The sequence below is a fragment of the Arthrobacter sp. 10T419 genome, from assembly GCF_056394105.1.
On sequence record NZ_JBFTHF010000001.1, the window covers coordinates 14,538 to 29,311 of the forward strand.

The 14,774-nt window shown below is 66.4% G+C and carries 11 protein-coding genes and 1 tRNA gene; 4 read left to right on the forward strand and 8 right to left on the reverse strand.

The window, feature by feature from the left end:
• Positions 1–9: 9 nt before the first annotated feature.
• The 3 genes from AC1DBD_RS00060 to AC1DBD_RS00070 form a co-directional block, all read right to left on the reverse strand.
• Positions 10–936: an AEC family transporter gene (locus AC1DBD_RS00060; RefSeq protein ID WP_476925534.1), complete on the reverse strand. Its 927-nt coding sequence runs from the start codon at positions 934–936 to the stop codon at positions 10–12.
• Positions 937–1,096: 160 nt separating this feature from the next.
• Positions 1,097–1,525, reverse strand: coding sequence for an aspartate 1-decarboxylase (gene panD / locus AC1DBD_RS00065; protein ID WP_476916903.1), 429 nt, complete (start codon positions 1,523–1,525; stop codon positions 1,097–1,099).
• A 70-nt stretch (positions 1,526–1,595) separates the two neighbouring features.
• Positions 1,596–2,504, reverse strand: coding sequence for a LysR substrate-binding domain-containing protein (locus AC1DBD_RS00070; RefSeq protein ID WP_441416558.1), 909 nt, complete (start codon positions 2,502–2,504; stop codon positions 1,596–1,598).
• Positions 2,505–2,646: 142 nt separating this feature from the next.
• Between AC1DBD_RS00070 and AC1DBD_RS00075 the strand changes: the two genes are divergently transcribed.
• On the forward strand, positions 2,647–4,110 hold the full coding sequence (locus tag AC1DBD_RS00075) for an amino acid permease (protein WP_441417821.1): 1,464 nt from the start codon (positions 2,647–2,649) through the stop codon (positions 4,108–4,110).
• Positions 4,111–4,360: 250 nt separating this feature from the next.
• Entirely contained in the window at positions 4,361–7,921 is a 3,561-nt protein-coding gene (locus AC1DBD_RS00080; protein ID WP_476981143.1) for a bifunctional proline dehydrogenase/L-glutamate gamma-semialdehyde dehydrogenase, read from the forward strand.
• A 157-nt stretch (positions 7,922–8,078) separates the two neighbouring features.
• Here the strand turns inward: AC1DBD_RS00080 and AC1DBD_RS00085 are convergent, their stop codons facing one another.
• Together AC1DBD_RS00085 and AC1DBD_RS00090 are read right to left on the reverse strand one after the other, a co-directional pair.
• A complete protein-coding gene (locus AC1DBD_RS00085) occupies positions 8,079–8,435 on the reverse strand; it encodes a hypothetical protein (protein ID WP_441416560.1) in 357 nt (118 codons plus the stop codon).
• 218 nt (positions 8,436–8,653) lie between these two features.
• Complete coding sequence (locus AC1DBD_RS00090) at positions 8,654–9,508, reverse strand: LysR substrate-binding domain-containing protein (RefSeq protein ID WP_441416561.1); 855 nt, start codon at positions 9,506–9,508, stop codon at positions 8,654–8,656.
• A gap of 160 nt (positions 9,509–9,668) precedes the next feature.
• Between AC1DBD_RS00090 and AC1DBD_RS00095 the strand changes: the two genes are divergently transcribed.
• The gene (locus AC1DBD_RS00095; protein WP_441416562.1) at positions 9,669–11,033 is read left to right on the forward strand and encodes an MFS transporter; all 1,365 of its coding nucleotides are present in this window, start codon (positions 9,669–9,671) and stop codon (positions 11,031–11,033) included.
• 110 nt (positions 11,034–11,143) lie between these two features.
• Here the strand turns inward: AC1DBD_RS00095 and AC1DBD_RS00100 are convergent, their stop codons facing one another.
• From AC1DBD_RS00100 to AC1DBD_RS00110, 3 genes are all read right to left on the reverse strand, one after another.
• On the reverse strand, positions 11,144–12,304 hold the full coding sequence (locus AC1DBD_RS00100; protein ID WP_476981144.1) for a N(5)-(carboxyethyl)ornithine synthase: 1,161 nt from the start codon (positions 12,302–12,304) through the stop codon (positions 11,144–11,146).
• A complete protein-coding gene (locus AC1DBD_RS00105; protein WP_441416564.1) occupies positions 12,301–12,450 on the reverse strand; it encodes a hypothetical protein in 150 nt (49 codons plus the stop codon). The genes AC1DBD_RS00100 and AC1DBD_RS00105 overlap by 4 nt, the downstream gene beginning before the upstream one ends.
• A gap of 105 nt (positions 12,451–12,555) precedes the next feature.
• Positions 12,556–12,629 (reverse strand) — tRNA-Gly (locus tag AC1DBD_RS00110).
• A gap of 498 nt (positions 12,630–13,127) precedes the next feature.
• Here AC1DBD_RS00110 and AC1DBD_RS00115 point away from each other — a divergent pair.
• Positions 13,128–14,705 carry a sugar transferase gene (locus AC1DBD_RS00115; protein ID WP_476909207.1) on the forward strand — a complete coding sequence of 526 codons (1,578 nt, stop codon included), beginning with the start codon at positions 13,128–13,130 and terminating at the stop codon, positions 14,703–14,705.
• Positions 14,706–14,774 lie beyond the last annotated feature (69 nt).

Below are 14,774 nucleotides of genomic sequence, written 5' to 3' on the forward strand. Positions count from 1 at the left end.
GGGTGCTTCTCAGGCGAGGAGCAGGGCCACCCCGATCATCGCGGGGACGGCCACCACGGTGGTGATCAGCACGGTGTCTTTGGCGACGGTGAGCCCGGTTCTGTACCGGTTGGCCACCACAAAGACGTTCTGCGCCGTGGGCAACGCGGAGGTCACCACCACGGCGAAGAGTGCCTGGTCCTGCAGGCCAAGGGCGAACCGGGCGAAGAGGAAAGCCAGCAGCGGGTGGACGATGAGTTTGAAACCGCTGGCCAGCAGGGTGTCGGTCCGGCGTTCCGCCGAGGCCTGCAGCGGCCGGGAGCCGTTCAGGCTCATGCCGAAGGACAACAACATGGCCGGGATCGCGGCGCCTCCGATCAGGTGGATGGGCTGCAAGATGAGTTGCGGAACCTCCCAGCCCGTCCCGGCCACCAGCAGCCCGAGCCCGGAGCCAACGATCATGGGATTCCGCAGGATCATCAGGGCAAAACTCAGCGGCGTTGTCCGGTGGGCGCTAGTGGTGGCATCCAGGAGCATGAGGAACAGAGGCGTAAAGAAGGCCAGCTGGAAGATCAACAAGGGCGCCACATAGCTGGCGTCACCCAGGACATATACGGCGATCGGAATGCCAAGGTTGGCGGAGTTGGCCAGGGACGCGCTCATGGAGGAGACCAGGGCTTCGGGCAGGGAGCGCTTCAGCAGAAGGCGCACGACGCCGAAGTAGATGGCCGCCGTCGTGACCGCCCCCACCGCCGTCACCAGTAGCGGAGCGGCGAAGACGTCGTTCAGCCTGGCTTTGCTGAGCGTCTCGAACAGCAGGGCCGGGCTCGCCACGAAGAACGTCAGCGCGCTCAGGACGGAGCGGGCGTTATCGCCCAGAATGTTGCGCCGGCCGACGAACATGCCGACCAGGATGATGAACCAGACGACGAAGAAGCCGGCCAGGACGCCTAGCATGCGGCAGTCCGTGACGGCGTGGTCGGGTCAAGGGTGTCAGGCACCGTCCCACAATAATCAGATTTTTCCCGCCAATCCTTCTGGGCTGGCAACGGGGCGACATGAACCTGTCCGCGCGGGAGCGTCCCGGGAACTTTCGGCGGGGTCTGCGGCTGGCGCGTTAGTTCAGCGCGGCGTTGTTCAGTGCGTGCGGCGGGCGCATCAGGCCGGCGGTGTGGCCCTCCGCGGGGTCGCTGCCGATCTGGACCACCTTGTTGTCCTTGTCCACATGGACCACCCTGGGGGTGTAGGCCTTGGCCTCTTCCGTGGTCATCTGGGCATAGGTGATCAGGATGACGATGTCATTTTCGTGCATCAGGTGAGCGGCCGCGCCATTGATGCCAATGACACCGGAGCCGCGCTCGCCGGCGATCGTGTACGTCTCAAGCCGGGCACCGTTGGTGACATCAACGATCGCCACGAGTTCGCCTGGCAGGATGTCGGCGGCCTCCAGCAGGTCCAGGTCCACGGTGACCGAGCCGACATAGTGAAGGTCCGCGTGGGTGACCGTGGCGCGGTGGATTTTGGACTTGAACATTGTGCGATTCATAACGTCACCAGTCTAACGCCGGCGCACGCGGCGCGCTGTGAGCCAGGAAACACCGCCGAGGAGGCCCGTGTCAGGCCGCGGGGGCGATGGAAGCGGCCGTCTCGGCGAGGACCTCCCGCGCCGCCAGGATGGCCGGGCGCGTAGCGCTGGAGCGGCGGACGGAGGTGAAGACGGTGCGGTGCGGGTCCCCCGGGAGGTCGATCAGTTGCGCCGTCGTGCCTCGCCCGGTCCAGACCAGATCCGGCATCAGCGCCACAGCATTGCCCGACTCGATGAGTCGGATCTGGGCCTGCAGGTCGGCGGTTTCAAAGCGCACGTCCGGCTCGAACCCCGCGCTCCGGCAGGCCTGCTCGGCCCAGTGCCGGGACGCCGCACCGCGGGGTTCCATCACCCAGGACATCCCCGCGGTGTCGGCCAGGCACGTGACGGCTGGACGCTCCGGGGAAGCGGGCGGCACCGCCAGCCGGATCGCATCGCCGGTCAGGCGGATCCGGTCCAGTTCGGCGTAGCGGGGTGCCGCGTGGCCCGGATACTGCTCGGCGATGACCAGGTCGAAGTCCCGCGCCCAGGTTTCATGCAGGGCCGTTTCGGGTTCGCGCTGGATCATCTCGATCCGGACCTCCGGATAGCTTGCGGACATCCGGGTCAGGGCATCGGGCATCAGGGCCAGGGCCGCGGATTGGAAGACGGCGATCCGCACCGTTCCGGTCACGGTGGTCAGCGAGGCTGCGAGATCGGCCTCCGCCTGCTCCAGGGTTTCCAGCAGCTGGGCGGTATGGGCGACCAGCACTTCGGCCTGCGGGGTGAGCTGCACTCGGCGGCCCGTCTTCCGCAGGAGCTCGACGCCGGCTTCCTTTTCCAGCAACGCCAGCTGCTGCGAGACCGAGGACGGGCTGTACTGCAACGCTTCGGCGACTTCGGCGAGGGTGCCCCGGATCTTGAGTTCGCGCAAGAGGCGCAGCCGCCGGACGTCGAGCATCGCTATTCCTTTGTGAATTCTAATGGTTATTGATTAGGAGAATTCACTTTATCTAATGCAATCGGGCTTGCATACTGTTGTCACTGAGTTACCCCCATCACAGGGTGGATTGATGGGCGCCACTTCCGAGCAGGAGACCCTGATGAGCACCAGAGATTTAACCAAATCAATCATGCGGCGCAAGCCCATCGACGACATCGAAGAAGAGAACAAGCACAGCGGCCTGTTCAAAAGCCTTGGCCTCTGGCAGCTGACGGCCATCGGCGTCGGCGGCATTATCGGCGTCGGCATCTTCTCGCTCGCGGGCCTGGTCGCCCACGGCAGCGAGAGTGAACCCGGCGTCGGCCCCGCCGTGCTGTTCTCCTTCCTGATCGCCGGCCTGGCCTCCGCGGCCGCCGCCCTGTCCTACGCTGAATTCGCGGGCATGATCCCCCGCGCCGGTTCGGCCTACACCTACGGGTACGTGGCCCTGGGCGAGGTGATCGGCTGGTTCATCGGCTGGGACCTGCTGCTGGAATACATTGCCATCGTGGCGGTGGTGGCCATTGGTATCTCCGGCTACTTCGACGCGTTTCTCTCCGGCATCGGCATCCACATGCCGACCTGGATGACCTCCACGTTCGACGAGGGCAAGGGCGGCATCGTCAACCTCCCCGCGATTGCCGTCTGCCTGCTCGTGACCTGGATCCTCTCCCGCGGCACCAAGACCTTCGGGCGCTTCGAGCTCGTGGCCGTCGCCATCAAGGTCGTCCTGATCCTGTTCATCATCGGCCTGGGCATCTTCTACATCAACACCAACAACTACAACCCGTTCATGCCCAGCGGCTTCGGCCCGGTGCTGGCCGGCTCCGCCACCGTGTTCTTTGCCGTGTTCGGCTACGACGCGATGAGTACGGCTGCGGAGGAGGCCACGGACGGCAAGAAGCACATGCCGAAGGCGATCATCCTGTCCCTGATCGTGGCCATGCTCCTCTACGTCGCGGCGACCCTGGTCCTCACCGGCATGCAGAACTACAAGGACATCGATCCCAAGGCCGGCTTCGCGTCCGCCTTCAACGGCGTCGGCCTGCCGGTGATCGCCACGATCATCTCCGTCTTCGCCGTGCTGTCCATCCTGACCGTCATGCTGACCTTCCTGCTCGGCGTCACCCGCGTCTGGTTCTCGATGAGCCGCGACGGGCTGCTGCCGGGCTGGTTCGCCAAGACCGACCGGCACGGCACCCCGCAACGCGTCACCTGGATCGCGGGCGTGGCCTCGGCCGTGCTGGCCGGCGTCTTCCCGATCAAGGCCGTGGCCGACCTGACGAACATCGGCATCCTGGCCGCGTTCGTCGTCGTCTGCCTCTCCGTGATCATCTTCCGCTACAAACGTCCGGACGCCCCGCGCACCTTCCGGCTGCCCTTCATGCCGGTGGTTCCGCTCTTCGGCATGCTCGCGTCCGCGTTCCTGATGCTTCAGCTGCACTGGGAGACCTGGGTCCGGTTCGGCGTCTGGCTGGTCGTCGGGCTGGCCATCTACTTCGGCTACGGCCGGAAGCACTCGCTGATGAACCCGGACAGCCCGCGGCATGAAGAAGCCGTGGAGATGCACCGCCACGTCGGCTAAACCGCCTACGCTCCCTCACGTTCTGCGGCCCTTATCCGGGTGCTCCGTCAGATCCGGCCCAATTCCGGCGAACCCTCCCTCACCTCGTGGGGGAGGGTTCGCCGTTGGTGTGCCCGAGGTGGGGGAGGGGCGCTGGAACGTGCGATTTTCCTAACCAGTATTGCTCGGAAAACATCGCTTTATCTTATGAAAATCCGGTCGCATACTGATTCAAGAACGGTCCACATATTGAGAAAGAACGAGTGCCACCATGACCAACACCTCAACGGAATCCGGCCTGAACGCCGGCGCGCACGCGGGCAAGGGAGCCACGCACGCCGCCGTTTCGGAAGGCTCGCCCGTGCTTGAGGCTGCAGCCCTCGCCGAGGAGGCCATCTCGCTGGTCCGCCGCTGGCTCACGGCGGCAGCCAAGGTCCCCGTCGACGCCTCCGCCGCGCAGCTCGCCGGTGTGTTGAAGGACCCGAACGGCCTGGACTTCACCGTCGGATTCGTCGACGGCGTCGTGCGCCCCGAGGATCTGCAGGTCGCCGCCCGCAACCTCGCCGCCCTCGCCCCCAAAGTCCCGGCGTTCCTGCCGTGGTACATGCGCAGCGCCGTCCGCCTCGGCGGAACGATGGCCCCGGCACTGCCCCGGGTGGTCATCCCGATCGCACGCCGGGTGCTCCGCGAAATGGTCGGCCACCTCATTGTCGACGCCACCGACGCCAAGCTGGGCCCGGCCATCGCGAAGATCCGCAAGGACGGCATCAAGCTGAACGTCAACCTCCTCGGCGAGGCCGTGCTTGGCGAACACGAGGCCTCCCGCCGGCTCGAAGGCACGCACACCCTGCTCGCCCGGCCCGATGTGGACTACGTCTCGATCAAGGTTTCCTCCACCGTGGCCCCGCACTCCGCCTGGGCCTTCGACGAGGCCGTGGAGCACGTGGTCGAAAAGCTCGCCCCGCTCTTCACCCGCGCCGCATCCTTTGCCACCGACGGGCAGAAAGCCAAGTTCATCAACCTGGACATGGAGGAATACAAGGACCTGGACATGACCATCGCGGTCTTCACCCGGATCCTGGACAAGCCCGAGTTCAAGAACCTCGAGGCCGGCATCGTGCTCCAGGCGTACCTGCCGGACGCCCTCGCCGCCATGATCCGCCTCCAGGACTGGGCTGCCGCCCGGCGCGCCGACGGCGGTGCCGCCATCAAGGTCCGCGTGGTCAAGGGCGCCAACCTGCCGATGGAACAGGTCGAAGCCTCGCTGCACGACTGGCCGCTCGCCACCTGGAGCACCAAGCAGGACTCGGACACCAACTACAAGCGCGTCATCAACTACGCGCTGCGCCCGGACCGGATCCGCAACATCCGGATCGGCGTCGCCGGCCACAACCTCTTCGATATCGCCTTCGCCTGGCTGCTGGCCAAGCAGCGCGGCATCGCGGATACCGCACAGCAGGGTATCGAGTTCGAGATGCTGCTCGGCATGGCCCAGGGCCAGGCCGAAGCGGTCAAGCAGGACGTCGGCTCGCTCCTGCTCTACACGCCGGTGGTCCACCCGGCCGAGTTCGACGTCGCGATCGCCTACCTGATCCGCCGCCTCGAAGAGGGCGCCAGCCAGGACAACTTCATGTCCGCGGTCTTCGAACTCAGCGAAAACGAATCCCTCTTCGAGCGTGAGAAGCAGCGCTTCCTCGCCTCCCTCGCCAAGCTCGACGACGAGGTCCCGGCCCCCAACCGCCGGCAGAACCGTGCCCTTCCGGCCGCGCCGATGCCGCACGACTCGTTCGAGAACACCCCGGATACCGATCCGTCGCTGCCCGCGAACCGCGACTGGGGCCGTGCCATCCTGGGCCGCGTGGCGACGTCGACCCTGGGCAATGCCGCCGTCGAAGCAGCCACGATCAACGACGAGGCAACGCTCAACGCCGTCATCGATACCGCCCTTGAGAAGGGCAAGGCCTGGGGCGCCCTCTCCGGCGCCGAGCGGGCCGAGATCCTGCACCGCGCCGGTGACGTGCTCGAAGCCCGCCGCGCCGATCTCCTCGAGGTGATGGCCAGCGAAACCGGCAAGACGATCGACCAGGGCGACCCCGAGGTCAGCGAAGCCGTGGACTTCGCGCACTACTACGCCGAGTCGGCCCGCAAGCTCGACGACGTCGACGGCGCTACCTTCGTGCCGGCGAAGCTGACGGTGGTGACGCCGCCGTGGAACTTCCCGGTGGCCATCCCGGCCGGTTCCACCCTCGCGGCACTCGCCGCCGGGTCCGCCGTCGTCATCAAGCCGGCAAAGCAGGCCCGCCGCAGCGGCGCCGTGATGATCGAGGCCCTGTGGGAGGCCGGCGTACCGCGCGACGTGCTCACCATGGTGCAACTGGGCGAGCGTGAGCTCGGGCGGCAGCTGATCTCCCACCCCGTCGTGGACCGCGTCATCCTGACCGGCGGTTACGAGACAGCCGAACTGTTCCGCTCCTTCCGCAAGGACCTGCCGCTGCTGGCCGAAACCAGCGGCAAGAACGCCATCATCGTCACCCCGAGCGCCGACCTGGACCTGGCGGCGAAGGACGTTGCCTACTCCGCCTTCGGCCACGCCGGCCAGAAGTGCTCCGCGGCGTCCCTGGTGATCCTCGTGGGGTCCGTCGCGAAGTCCAAGCGCTTCCACAACCAGCTGATCGACGCCGTGACCTCGCTCAAGGTCGGCTACCCGGAAGACCCGGCCAGCCAGATGGGCCCGATTATCGAACCCGCCAGCGGCAAGCTCCTCAATGCGCTGACCACCCTCGGCGAGGGTGAAGCCTGGGCCGTGGAGCCGAAGCAGCTGGACGACTCCGGCAAGCTCTGGAGCCCGGGTGTGCGCCACGGTGTCCGGCGCGGGTCCTACTTCCACCTCACCGAGTTCTTCGGCCCGGTGCTCGGCGTCATGACCGCCGAGACCCTGGAGGAGGCCATCGCGATCCAGAACCAGATCGAGTACGGCCTGACCTCCGGCCTGCACTCGCTCAACTCGGACGAACTGGCACTCTGGCTGGACACCGTCGAGGCCGGAAACCTCTACGTCAACCGCGGCATCACCGGCGCGATCGTGCAGCGCCAGCCGTTCGGCGGCTGGAAGAAGTCCGCAGTGGGTGCCGGCACCAAGGCCGGCGGCCCCAACTACCTCGCCGGACTCGGCGAATGGGTCAGCAAGCCCAGCACCGCAGCCGAGACCGGGGCGGTGGCCCCCGCTCCGCTGCACTCCGGCGTCCGCCGGATCGAGGACGCGGCCAAGGGTTTCCTGACCGCCGAGGAACTGGCCCCGCTGCAGCGCTCGCTGGCCTCCGATGCCGTGGCCTGGGCCGGGGAGTTCGGCACCGCCAAGGACGTCTCCGGGTTGAGCGCCGAACGCAACGTGTTCCGCTACCGCCCGCTGCCGGTCACGGTGCGCCTCTCCGAAGGGAAACCGCTTGGCGAACTCGTCCGGACCGTTGCCGCCGGCGTCCAGGCGGGATCAAAGCTCGCGGTGACCAGCGCCGTCGAGCTGCCGTCCCAGTTGCGCGCCGTATTCTCCGGCCTGGGCATCGCGATCACGGTGGAGAACGACGCCGACTGGCTGACCTCCGTGGCCCGGCTCGCCGGGGCCGCTAAGCCGTCCGTGACGCGGATCCGCCTGATCGGCGGGGACGCGAAGGCGCTGGCAGAGGCCACCGGCGGCCGTCCCGACCTGGCCGTCTACTCCCACCCGGTGACGGAGGCCGGGCGGGTGGAGCTGCTGCCGTTCCTGCACGAGCAGGCCGTCAGCATCACGGCGCACCGCTTCGGCACCGCCAACCACCTCTCGGACGGGCTGGTCTGACTCTCCGGGCCCGGCCTAGTTCTCCCGGGCCGTGGCGCCGCCGGGGCAGGTAGAGTTTCCCGGCAGACAGCATCGCCGCCGCAACCGCACCAAGGTGCGGGAGCGGCGGCGATGGCCGTTTAAGGGGCGTGCGGTTCCAGCAGCCCGGGTGCAGTTCTCAGCCTAGGTACCAGCCTGGCGGCACCCAGGACGCCGGGACGGCGTGCGCTGAGAAGTCCTCGCATCCCGAGCAGAAGTAGGTGACCTCGCCCAGTCTGCTGACGGAGCCATCCCGGCGGTGCTTGGCGGGGACGAACGTCTCGAGGTACACAAACTCATCGGTCCCGCACCGCTCGCAATAGGGGATCCCGACGAAGTCGTCGTCGCTCCGGGCGAGGGGGGCGTGCGGGTCGAGCCGGCCGAGGCCGGGGTGCGGCACGCTCTCGAGGCGTGCCGTTGCCGCCAGGGGCCGGGCGGCATTCAGCGGGCGGCTGGACCGCACTGTGGGGTGGGGGTGGTTTATGGCTGGCGTCATTGCTGGCCTATCCCGAGCGCTTTCCGCCGTTGCCGCTCGGAGCGACAGGGGAGAGCGTTCGTTTTTCGAATAGTGGTGGCGGGCCTCTGCTTGACCTTCAACAAGGTCAGGATAGGGCAAGTACCACCTGTGTTCAATGGGTGCGTACCGACCCGTCGGGCCGAGTAATTTGGGAGTAGGTACCGGGTCCCGGCTGAGTAGGTACCCGGGTAGGCGAGCTAGGTGGAGCGGTTGAGGGCCCGGCCAACAATGGTCTGGGTGAGCGCTTCAATGACCTCCGTGTTGGCCAGCGGGTTGCGAATCAGGGTGAAGTCGACGTCGCCGACGGGCGGCAGGTCGAAACGCCGGGTGATGATTTTCAGGTCCTCCGGAACCAGAGAGGACGGCATCACGGCGACGCCGATGCCTGCCCGGACGGCGGCGAGCACGCCGCTGATCTGCCGGGTGGTGCAGGTGATGCGCCAGGTCCGGCCGGTGGCTTCGAGGGCGTCGATGGCCAGCTTCCTGCTCAGGCTGGGCGCGGGGTAGGCGATCAGCGGCACCGGATTGCCCGGGTCCAGGACAGTTTGCTCCAGCCCCACCCAGGAGAAGGAGTCCTGCTGCACCACGGTGCCGTCCTTGGCCCCGGCCACCCACTTGACGAAGACGAGGTCCAGCTGGCCGGCATTGAGCCGTTTGTAGAGCTGGTCGCTTTGGCCCACCGTGAGTTCGAGGTTGATCTGTGGGTAGATCTGGCGGAACTCGCGCAGGATCCGGGGGAGCCCGGTGATCGCCAGGTCGTCCGCTGTGCCGAAGCGCAGCCGGCCGCGCATGGCCGATCCGGAGAAGTAGCGGGCGGCGGAATCGTGGGCGGCAAGGATGCTGCGCGCGAAGCCGGCCATGGCGTCGCCGTTGTCCGTCAGGCGCACATCGCGGGTATCGCGGGCTATCAGGGTGCGCCTGGCCGCGGCCTCCAGTTTCCTGACGTGCTGGCTGACGGTCGGCTGCGCCAGCCCGAGGCGTTCTGCCGCCCTCGTGAAGCTCAGCGTCTCGGCCACCGCCAGGAAGGAGCGGAGCTGGGCGGGTTCAAACATGCGGCCTCCCGGTCAGTGCGTCTCTTGCTCGGTCCACCATCGCCCCCAGTCCATTGCGTTTCGTGATGCTAGTTATGCGCGGAATAGCCTTCCATTATCGATTGCGGCTAGCTTAGCGTTAAGCCAACTCCCGTAGGCCCCGTTCCCCTGAGGATCTTCCGTGCCACCCCCTCCGCCTCTCCAGGCCGCCGATTCCCAGCATGACCACCCCGCGCAGCTCTCGCTGCCACCTGTCACCCAGCCGGTCGGCGTCGTCAGTGAGCGGCTGCCGTGGCGGCACACCTTCATTTCACTCAAGGTCCGCAACTTCCGGATTTTCGCGGTCGGGCACTTCATCGCGGTGGTCGCCCTGTGGATGCAACGGATCGCCCAGGACTGGCTGGTGCTCCAGCTCTCCGGTTCCGTCACCGCCGTCGGCGTCACCGTGGCCCTGCAGTTCCTGCCCTCGCTTCTTCTGGGCCCCTGGGGCGGCATGATGGCCGACCGCTTCGCCAAGCGGAAAATCCTGGTGCTGTGCCAGTGCGCGGCCGCGGTCCTGGCGGCAACCCTCGCAAGCCTGGCCCTGACGCAGCGGATCGAGGTCTGGCACGTCTACACGATCGCGCTGGTCCTGGGTCTGGTCACGGTGCTGGACCAGCCGGCGCGGCAGGTCTTCGTCAACGAACTCGTGGGCCCGGCGTATCTGCGGAACGCCATCAGCGTGAACTCCACCATCTTCCAGCTCGGCGGCTTGATCGGCCCGGCCGTTGCGGGGGTCCTGCTCAGCGCGGTGGGGGCGGGCTGGGCGTTCGCCGCCAATGCGGTGGCATGCTGTTCCACGCTGACGATGCTCCTGGTCCTGCGCAGGGACGAGCTGCACCTCACGCTGCCGGCCGCCAAACGGAAGGGCATGCTCAAAGAGGGGCTGCGCTACGCCCTGGCCAAGCCCACGATCTACTGGCCCTGGCTGATGGCGGGCTTCGTCGCGGTGTTCGCGATGAGCCTGCCGGTGCTGCTGGCGGCCTTCGCCGACCACGTGTACCACGCCGGTGCGGGCGGCTACGGGCTGCTCAACTCTTTGGTGGCACTCGGGGCACTGGCCGGGGCCATCACATCCGCCCGGCGCCGGCAGCTCCGGCTGCGCTCGGTCATGCTGGGGGCAGGAATGTACGGGCTGATGCTCTGCCTGGCCGCCGCGGCACCTTCGAGGGAGTGGTTCGGTGCGGCCATGGTGCTGGCCGGCTTCTGGTGCCTGATGTTCCTCACCGCGGCCAACCAGCTCGTCCAGGTCAGCGCCAACATGGGAATCCGCGGCCGGGTCATGAGCCTGTACATCATGGTGCTGATCGGCGGGCAGGCGATCGGCGGCCCGCTGATGGGATGGCTGGCAGAGCACCTGGATCCCCGCACGGCGATCCTGGTTTCCGGCGGCGTGCCCGCGCTGGCGGCCGCGGTGGTCGCCGTCGTGCTGGCCCGGCGTGGCGAGCTGACGCTCAAGGTGGACCTGAAGGACCGGCGGCGCCTGCTCCGGATCGTCCCGGCCTAAGCTTTCCGCGCCGGCTACGACTTTTCGCGCCGAAAACGGACAGCCGCTACGCGGATCGGCGTAGCGGCTGTCCGGAAACGGAGCAGAAAACCGGGTGCGGCGCGAAGCTGCTAGCCGGCCACGGGCAGGTGCGGGTACCCCGACTGCCGCTGCTGGAACTCCAGCACATCCGGGTTGAGCACCACGCCGTCGCGGATTTCAATCGCGCGGCGGATGGTTTCGTTGCTGTCCCAGGCTGCGGGCCCGGCGAGCACAGTCTCCAGGAACGGCAGCAGCGCCTCGCTGATCTCGGAACTGGCCGAGTTCCAGAGGTAGGACGGGCTGTGGTCCACCGCGTAGTAGTCGATGTGGTCGCCTACCGTAAACATGGGCTCGGTGAAGGTGGTGGTTTTCGCCCAACTGAAGCCCATGCCTTCGTCGCAGGACACGTCCACGATCAGGCTGCCCGGCCGGAAAGCGTCCAGGTCTTCGGTGCGCAGGTAGGTCAGCGGAGCGTTCGGGTCCTGCAGGGTGCAGTTGACCACGATGTCGCTCTCCGCGAGGAAGGGCGCCAGCGGCACCCGGCCCCGTTCGGTGATGACTTCGCTCAGGAACGGCGCCTCATTGTCGTGGTCGAACTGCGCGATCCGCACCGAGTGGATGGGTGAACCCACCGCGGCGACTCCGCGGTTGGTCAGCACCTGCACGTCGTGGACGCCGTGGGCGTTGAGGGCCGTCACGGCGCCGCGGGCGGTGGCGCCGAAACCGATTACGACGGCGCTCAGCCGGCGGCCGTAGTCCCCCGTGGTGCCGCTCAGGGCCAGGGCATGCAGCACCGAACAGTAGCCAGCCAACTCGTTGTTCTTATGGAAGACGTGCAGGCCGAAGCCGCCGTCGCTGGCCCAGTGGTTCATCGCCTCAAACGCGATGAGCGTGAGCTTCTTGTCGATCGCCAGCTGGGTGATCGCCGCATCCTGGACGCAGTGCGGCCAGCCCCAGAGGACCTGCCCGTCGCGCAATTCAGCGAGGTCCTCCGGCTGCGGCTTGGGCAGCAGTACGACGTCGGCCTCGGCCAACAGCTGCGCCCGCGGCACGATGCCGCCCACGAGACCGGCCAAGTGGGCGTCCGAAACGCCAAAGCGCTCGCCGTAGCCTTCTTCTAGGATCAGTTGCTGCCTGAGCTCCGGGGCAATGCGTTCAAAGTGCCGGGGATGGATGGGAAGGCGGCGTTCGTCCGGCTTGCGTGTGGTGGCCAGGACACCGAGGGTGAGGTGGTTCGGGGAACCGGTCACTTCTTTTTGGGGCTCGCCGTCTTGGCGGCGGTCACTTTGTCGAGGGAGCTGGGCGGCGCCGCGGCGGCCCTCTTGTCAGCGCGCTTTTCCTTGATGGACTTGCCGGACTTCTTGGATGCTGCTTGACGGGGGGACTTGTCAGCCATGATTGCTCCTGTAGCGGAACCGAAGAGGTTCCTGACTCCTGACGATACAGGTCGCTACCTAACCGACTCCGGTGCAGTGGTGCGGGCGCGGAGCGGTGGACGAACTGGAGCGGCTGACGGGAATCGAACCCGCGTATCAAGCTTGGGAAGCTAGCGCTCTACCATTGAGCTACAGCCGCAGTGGGACTGGCCAATAATCTGACCAATAATCCCGGCGAAAACAACGAGATTTACACTACCGCAGTCTGAAGCCCACTTGGAACAGCCACACCGGGGCCATTCTGCGAGGAGCCCAGGGCCTCTACCCCTGGAAGACCGGATCTCCGGCCTCCCCTTCGCGTCCGGCGGACACCTCGCTTTGCCAATTCAGGACGGACTCGAATTTCAACGGGTAGACCCATCTCAGATGCGCGTATACCTGCCTCCACTGTCGCGTGGTCAGAAGGCAAAAAGAGGTAGCCCACACTCGTGTGCCCCCAAAGACCATCCACTTGACTAGGGGAGATCGCAGCCAACCCCTAGTCGCTAGAAGGTCTCATCATGGTTCGTGGAGCGCTTATCCCTGTTCCTGTTGTCCGACTATTGGATATAGGCAAATGGCGGGGCTCTGGCTTTGACAATGTCCAGCCCCCCGCTCAAAGGGCTGAAGAGGCTTCCGGCTCCGCGCGGCGGCGGTCATGAGCGAACTCAAACACCGCCGGCCTTTGCACGCAGCGGCCCGGTTGGCCGCCCCAGCGAGCATCCCGCAGCGCAAGTTGGCTTCGGCGAGGCCGCAGCACTCGGTGTGGGACGACGAATCCCGGATTGACATGGCGGCCTCCAGGAGGGCGGTCTCACTTCGGTGGAGGAACTTCGCCAACCGCCTTCGAATCACCGACGGGGCAGCCATTGCCGTCGCGGTGGCGTCGGCCTACGTGTTCAGGTTTGGCTCCGAGGCAACAACCTCGGCCGGGGCGGAATTTGAAGCGAAATATCTGGTGGTCTCCACACTGCTCCTTGTTGCCTGGATCGCTTCCCTCGAGATTTACCACACCCGCGATTGCCGGACGTTTGGCGTCGGCGGAGCCGAATACAAGAGAGTTGCACAGGCCACCCTCAAGCTGTTCGGCGCCCTGGCCATTGCGATGGTTTTCTTCCGCTTTGAAGTGGTTCGCGGCTACTTCGCTGTGGCGTTGCCCCTGGGGCTCCTGCTGCTTACCGGCAACCGCTGGCTCTGGCGCCGGTGGTTGAACCGCAAGAGGGCGGAAGGCAAGTACCTGTCGCGGGTGATAGTGATCGGAGACCGGAGCGACGTCGAGTACGTCATCAACCAGATCGAAAAGAACCCTACCGCCGGCTACGAAATTTCCGGCGTGGGGTTGCCGACCCTGGAGAAGTCCACCGAGCTCCGGTCGCCTTGGTACCGGATCCCGGTGGTGTCCACCCTGGCGGACGTGTCGAGGATGGTAGAAGTCGCGGGCGCGGACGCGGTCATCGTCGCGGGACGGGTACCCGGTGGCAGCAAGTACATCCGGGAGCTGGGATGGAAGCTGGAGGCGACGGCGACGGAACTCGTCCTGGCTTCCACCCTCACCAACGTTGCCGGTCCGCGAATCCACTGGCGTCCGGTTGATGGATTGCCGCTCGTGCACGTCGAGCTTCCCCAATATGCGGGCGGCAAGCACGTTCTCAAGCGCGTCATCGACATCGCCGTCGCGTCGCTGGCATTGCTGGTGCTGTCGCCGCTCATGCTGGTTCTCGCCATCATCGTCAAGCGGGACAGCGCCGGCCCCATCTTCTTCCGCCAGTTGAGGGCAGGCAGAAACGGCGAGCCTTTCTACATGCTGAAGTTCCGATCGATGGTCCAAACCGCCGAAAAGGACCTAGAGTCCGTGCGGGAACTCAACGAAGGATCCGGACTGCTGTTCAAAATCCGGAACGATCCGCGGGTCACCAGATGCGGACGCTGGATGCGCAAGTACTCCTTGGATGAGCTCCCGCAGTTCTGGAACGTACTGACCGGTGAGATGAGCTTGGTCGGCCCTCGGCCGCCGCTGCCATCGGAAGTTGAACGGTATGAGAAGTTCACCAACCGCCGGCTGCTCATCAAGCCTGGAATCACCGGACTGTGGCAGGTTAATGGCCGTTCCACTCTTCCGTGGGAGGAGAGCGTCCGGTTGGATCTCTACTACGTGGAGAACTGGTCCCTCACCGGAGACCTCATCATCATGTGGAGGACTTTCAGGGCCATGCGCAGCCCCGTCGGCGCGTACTGAGGGGCGATGACTTCTCGCATCGGCTACGCAGCCGGGACCGGCCCCACCGTGATGCCCGGACACCAACTC

Bases quoted from the DNA above. Each gene is read 5' to 3' on its own strand.
- AC1DBD_RS00060 (WP_476925534.1), bottom strand. From the start codon at position 936: ATGCTAGGCGTCCTGGCCGGCTTCTTCGTCGTCTGGTTCATCATCCTG.
- panD (WP_476916903.1), bottom strand. From the start codon at position 1,525: ATGAATCGCACAATGTTCAAGTCCAAAATCCACCGCGCCACGGTCACC.
- AC1DBD_RS00070 (WP_441416558.1), bottom strand. From the start codon at position 2,504: ATGCTCGACGTCCGGCGGCTGCGCCTCTTGCGCGAACTCAAGATCCGG.
- AC1DBD_RS00075 (WP_441417821.1), top strand. From the start codon at position 2,647: ATGAGCACCAGAGATTTAACCAAATCAATCATGCGGCGCAAGCCCATC.
- AC1DBD_RS00080 (WP_476981143.1), top strand. From the start codon at position 4,361: ATGACCAACACCTCAACGGAATCCGGCCTGAACGCCGGCGCGCACGCG.
- AC1DBD_RS00085 (WP_441416560.1), bottom strand. From the start codon at position 8,435: ATGACGCCAGCCATAAACCACCCCCACCCCACAGTGCGGTCCAGCCGC.
- AC1DBD_RS00090 (WP_441416561.1), bottom strand. From the start codon at position 9,508: ATGTTTGAACCCGCCCAGCTCCGCTCCTTCCTGGCGGTGGCCGAGACG.
- AC1DBD_RS00105 (WP_441416564.1), bottom strand. From the start codon at position 12,450: ATGGCTGACAAGTCCCCCCGTCAAGCAGCATCCAAGAAGTCCGGCAAG.
- AC1DBD_RS00115 (WP_476909207.1), top strand. From the start codon at position 13,128: ATGAGCGAACTCAAACACCGCCGGCCTTTGCACGCAGCGGCCCGGTTG.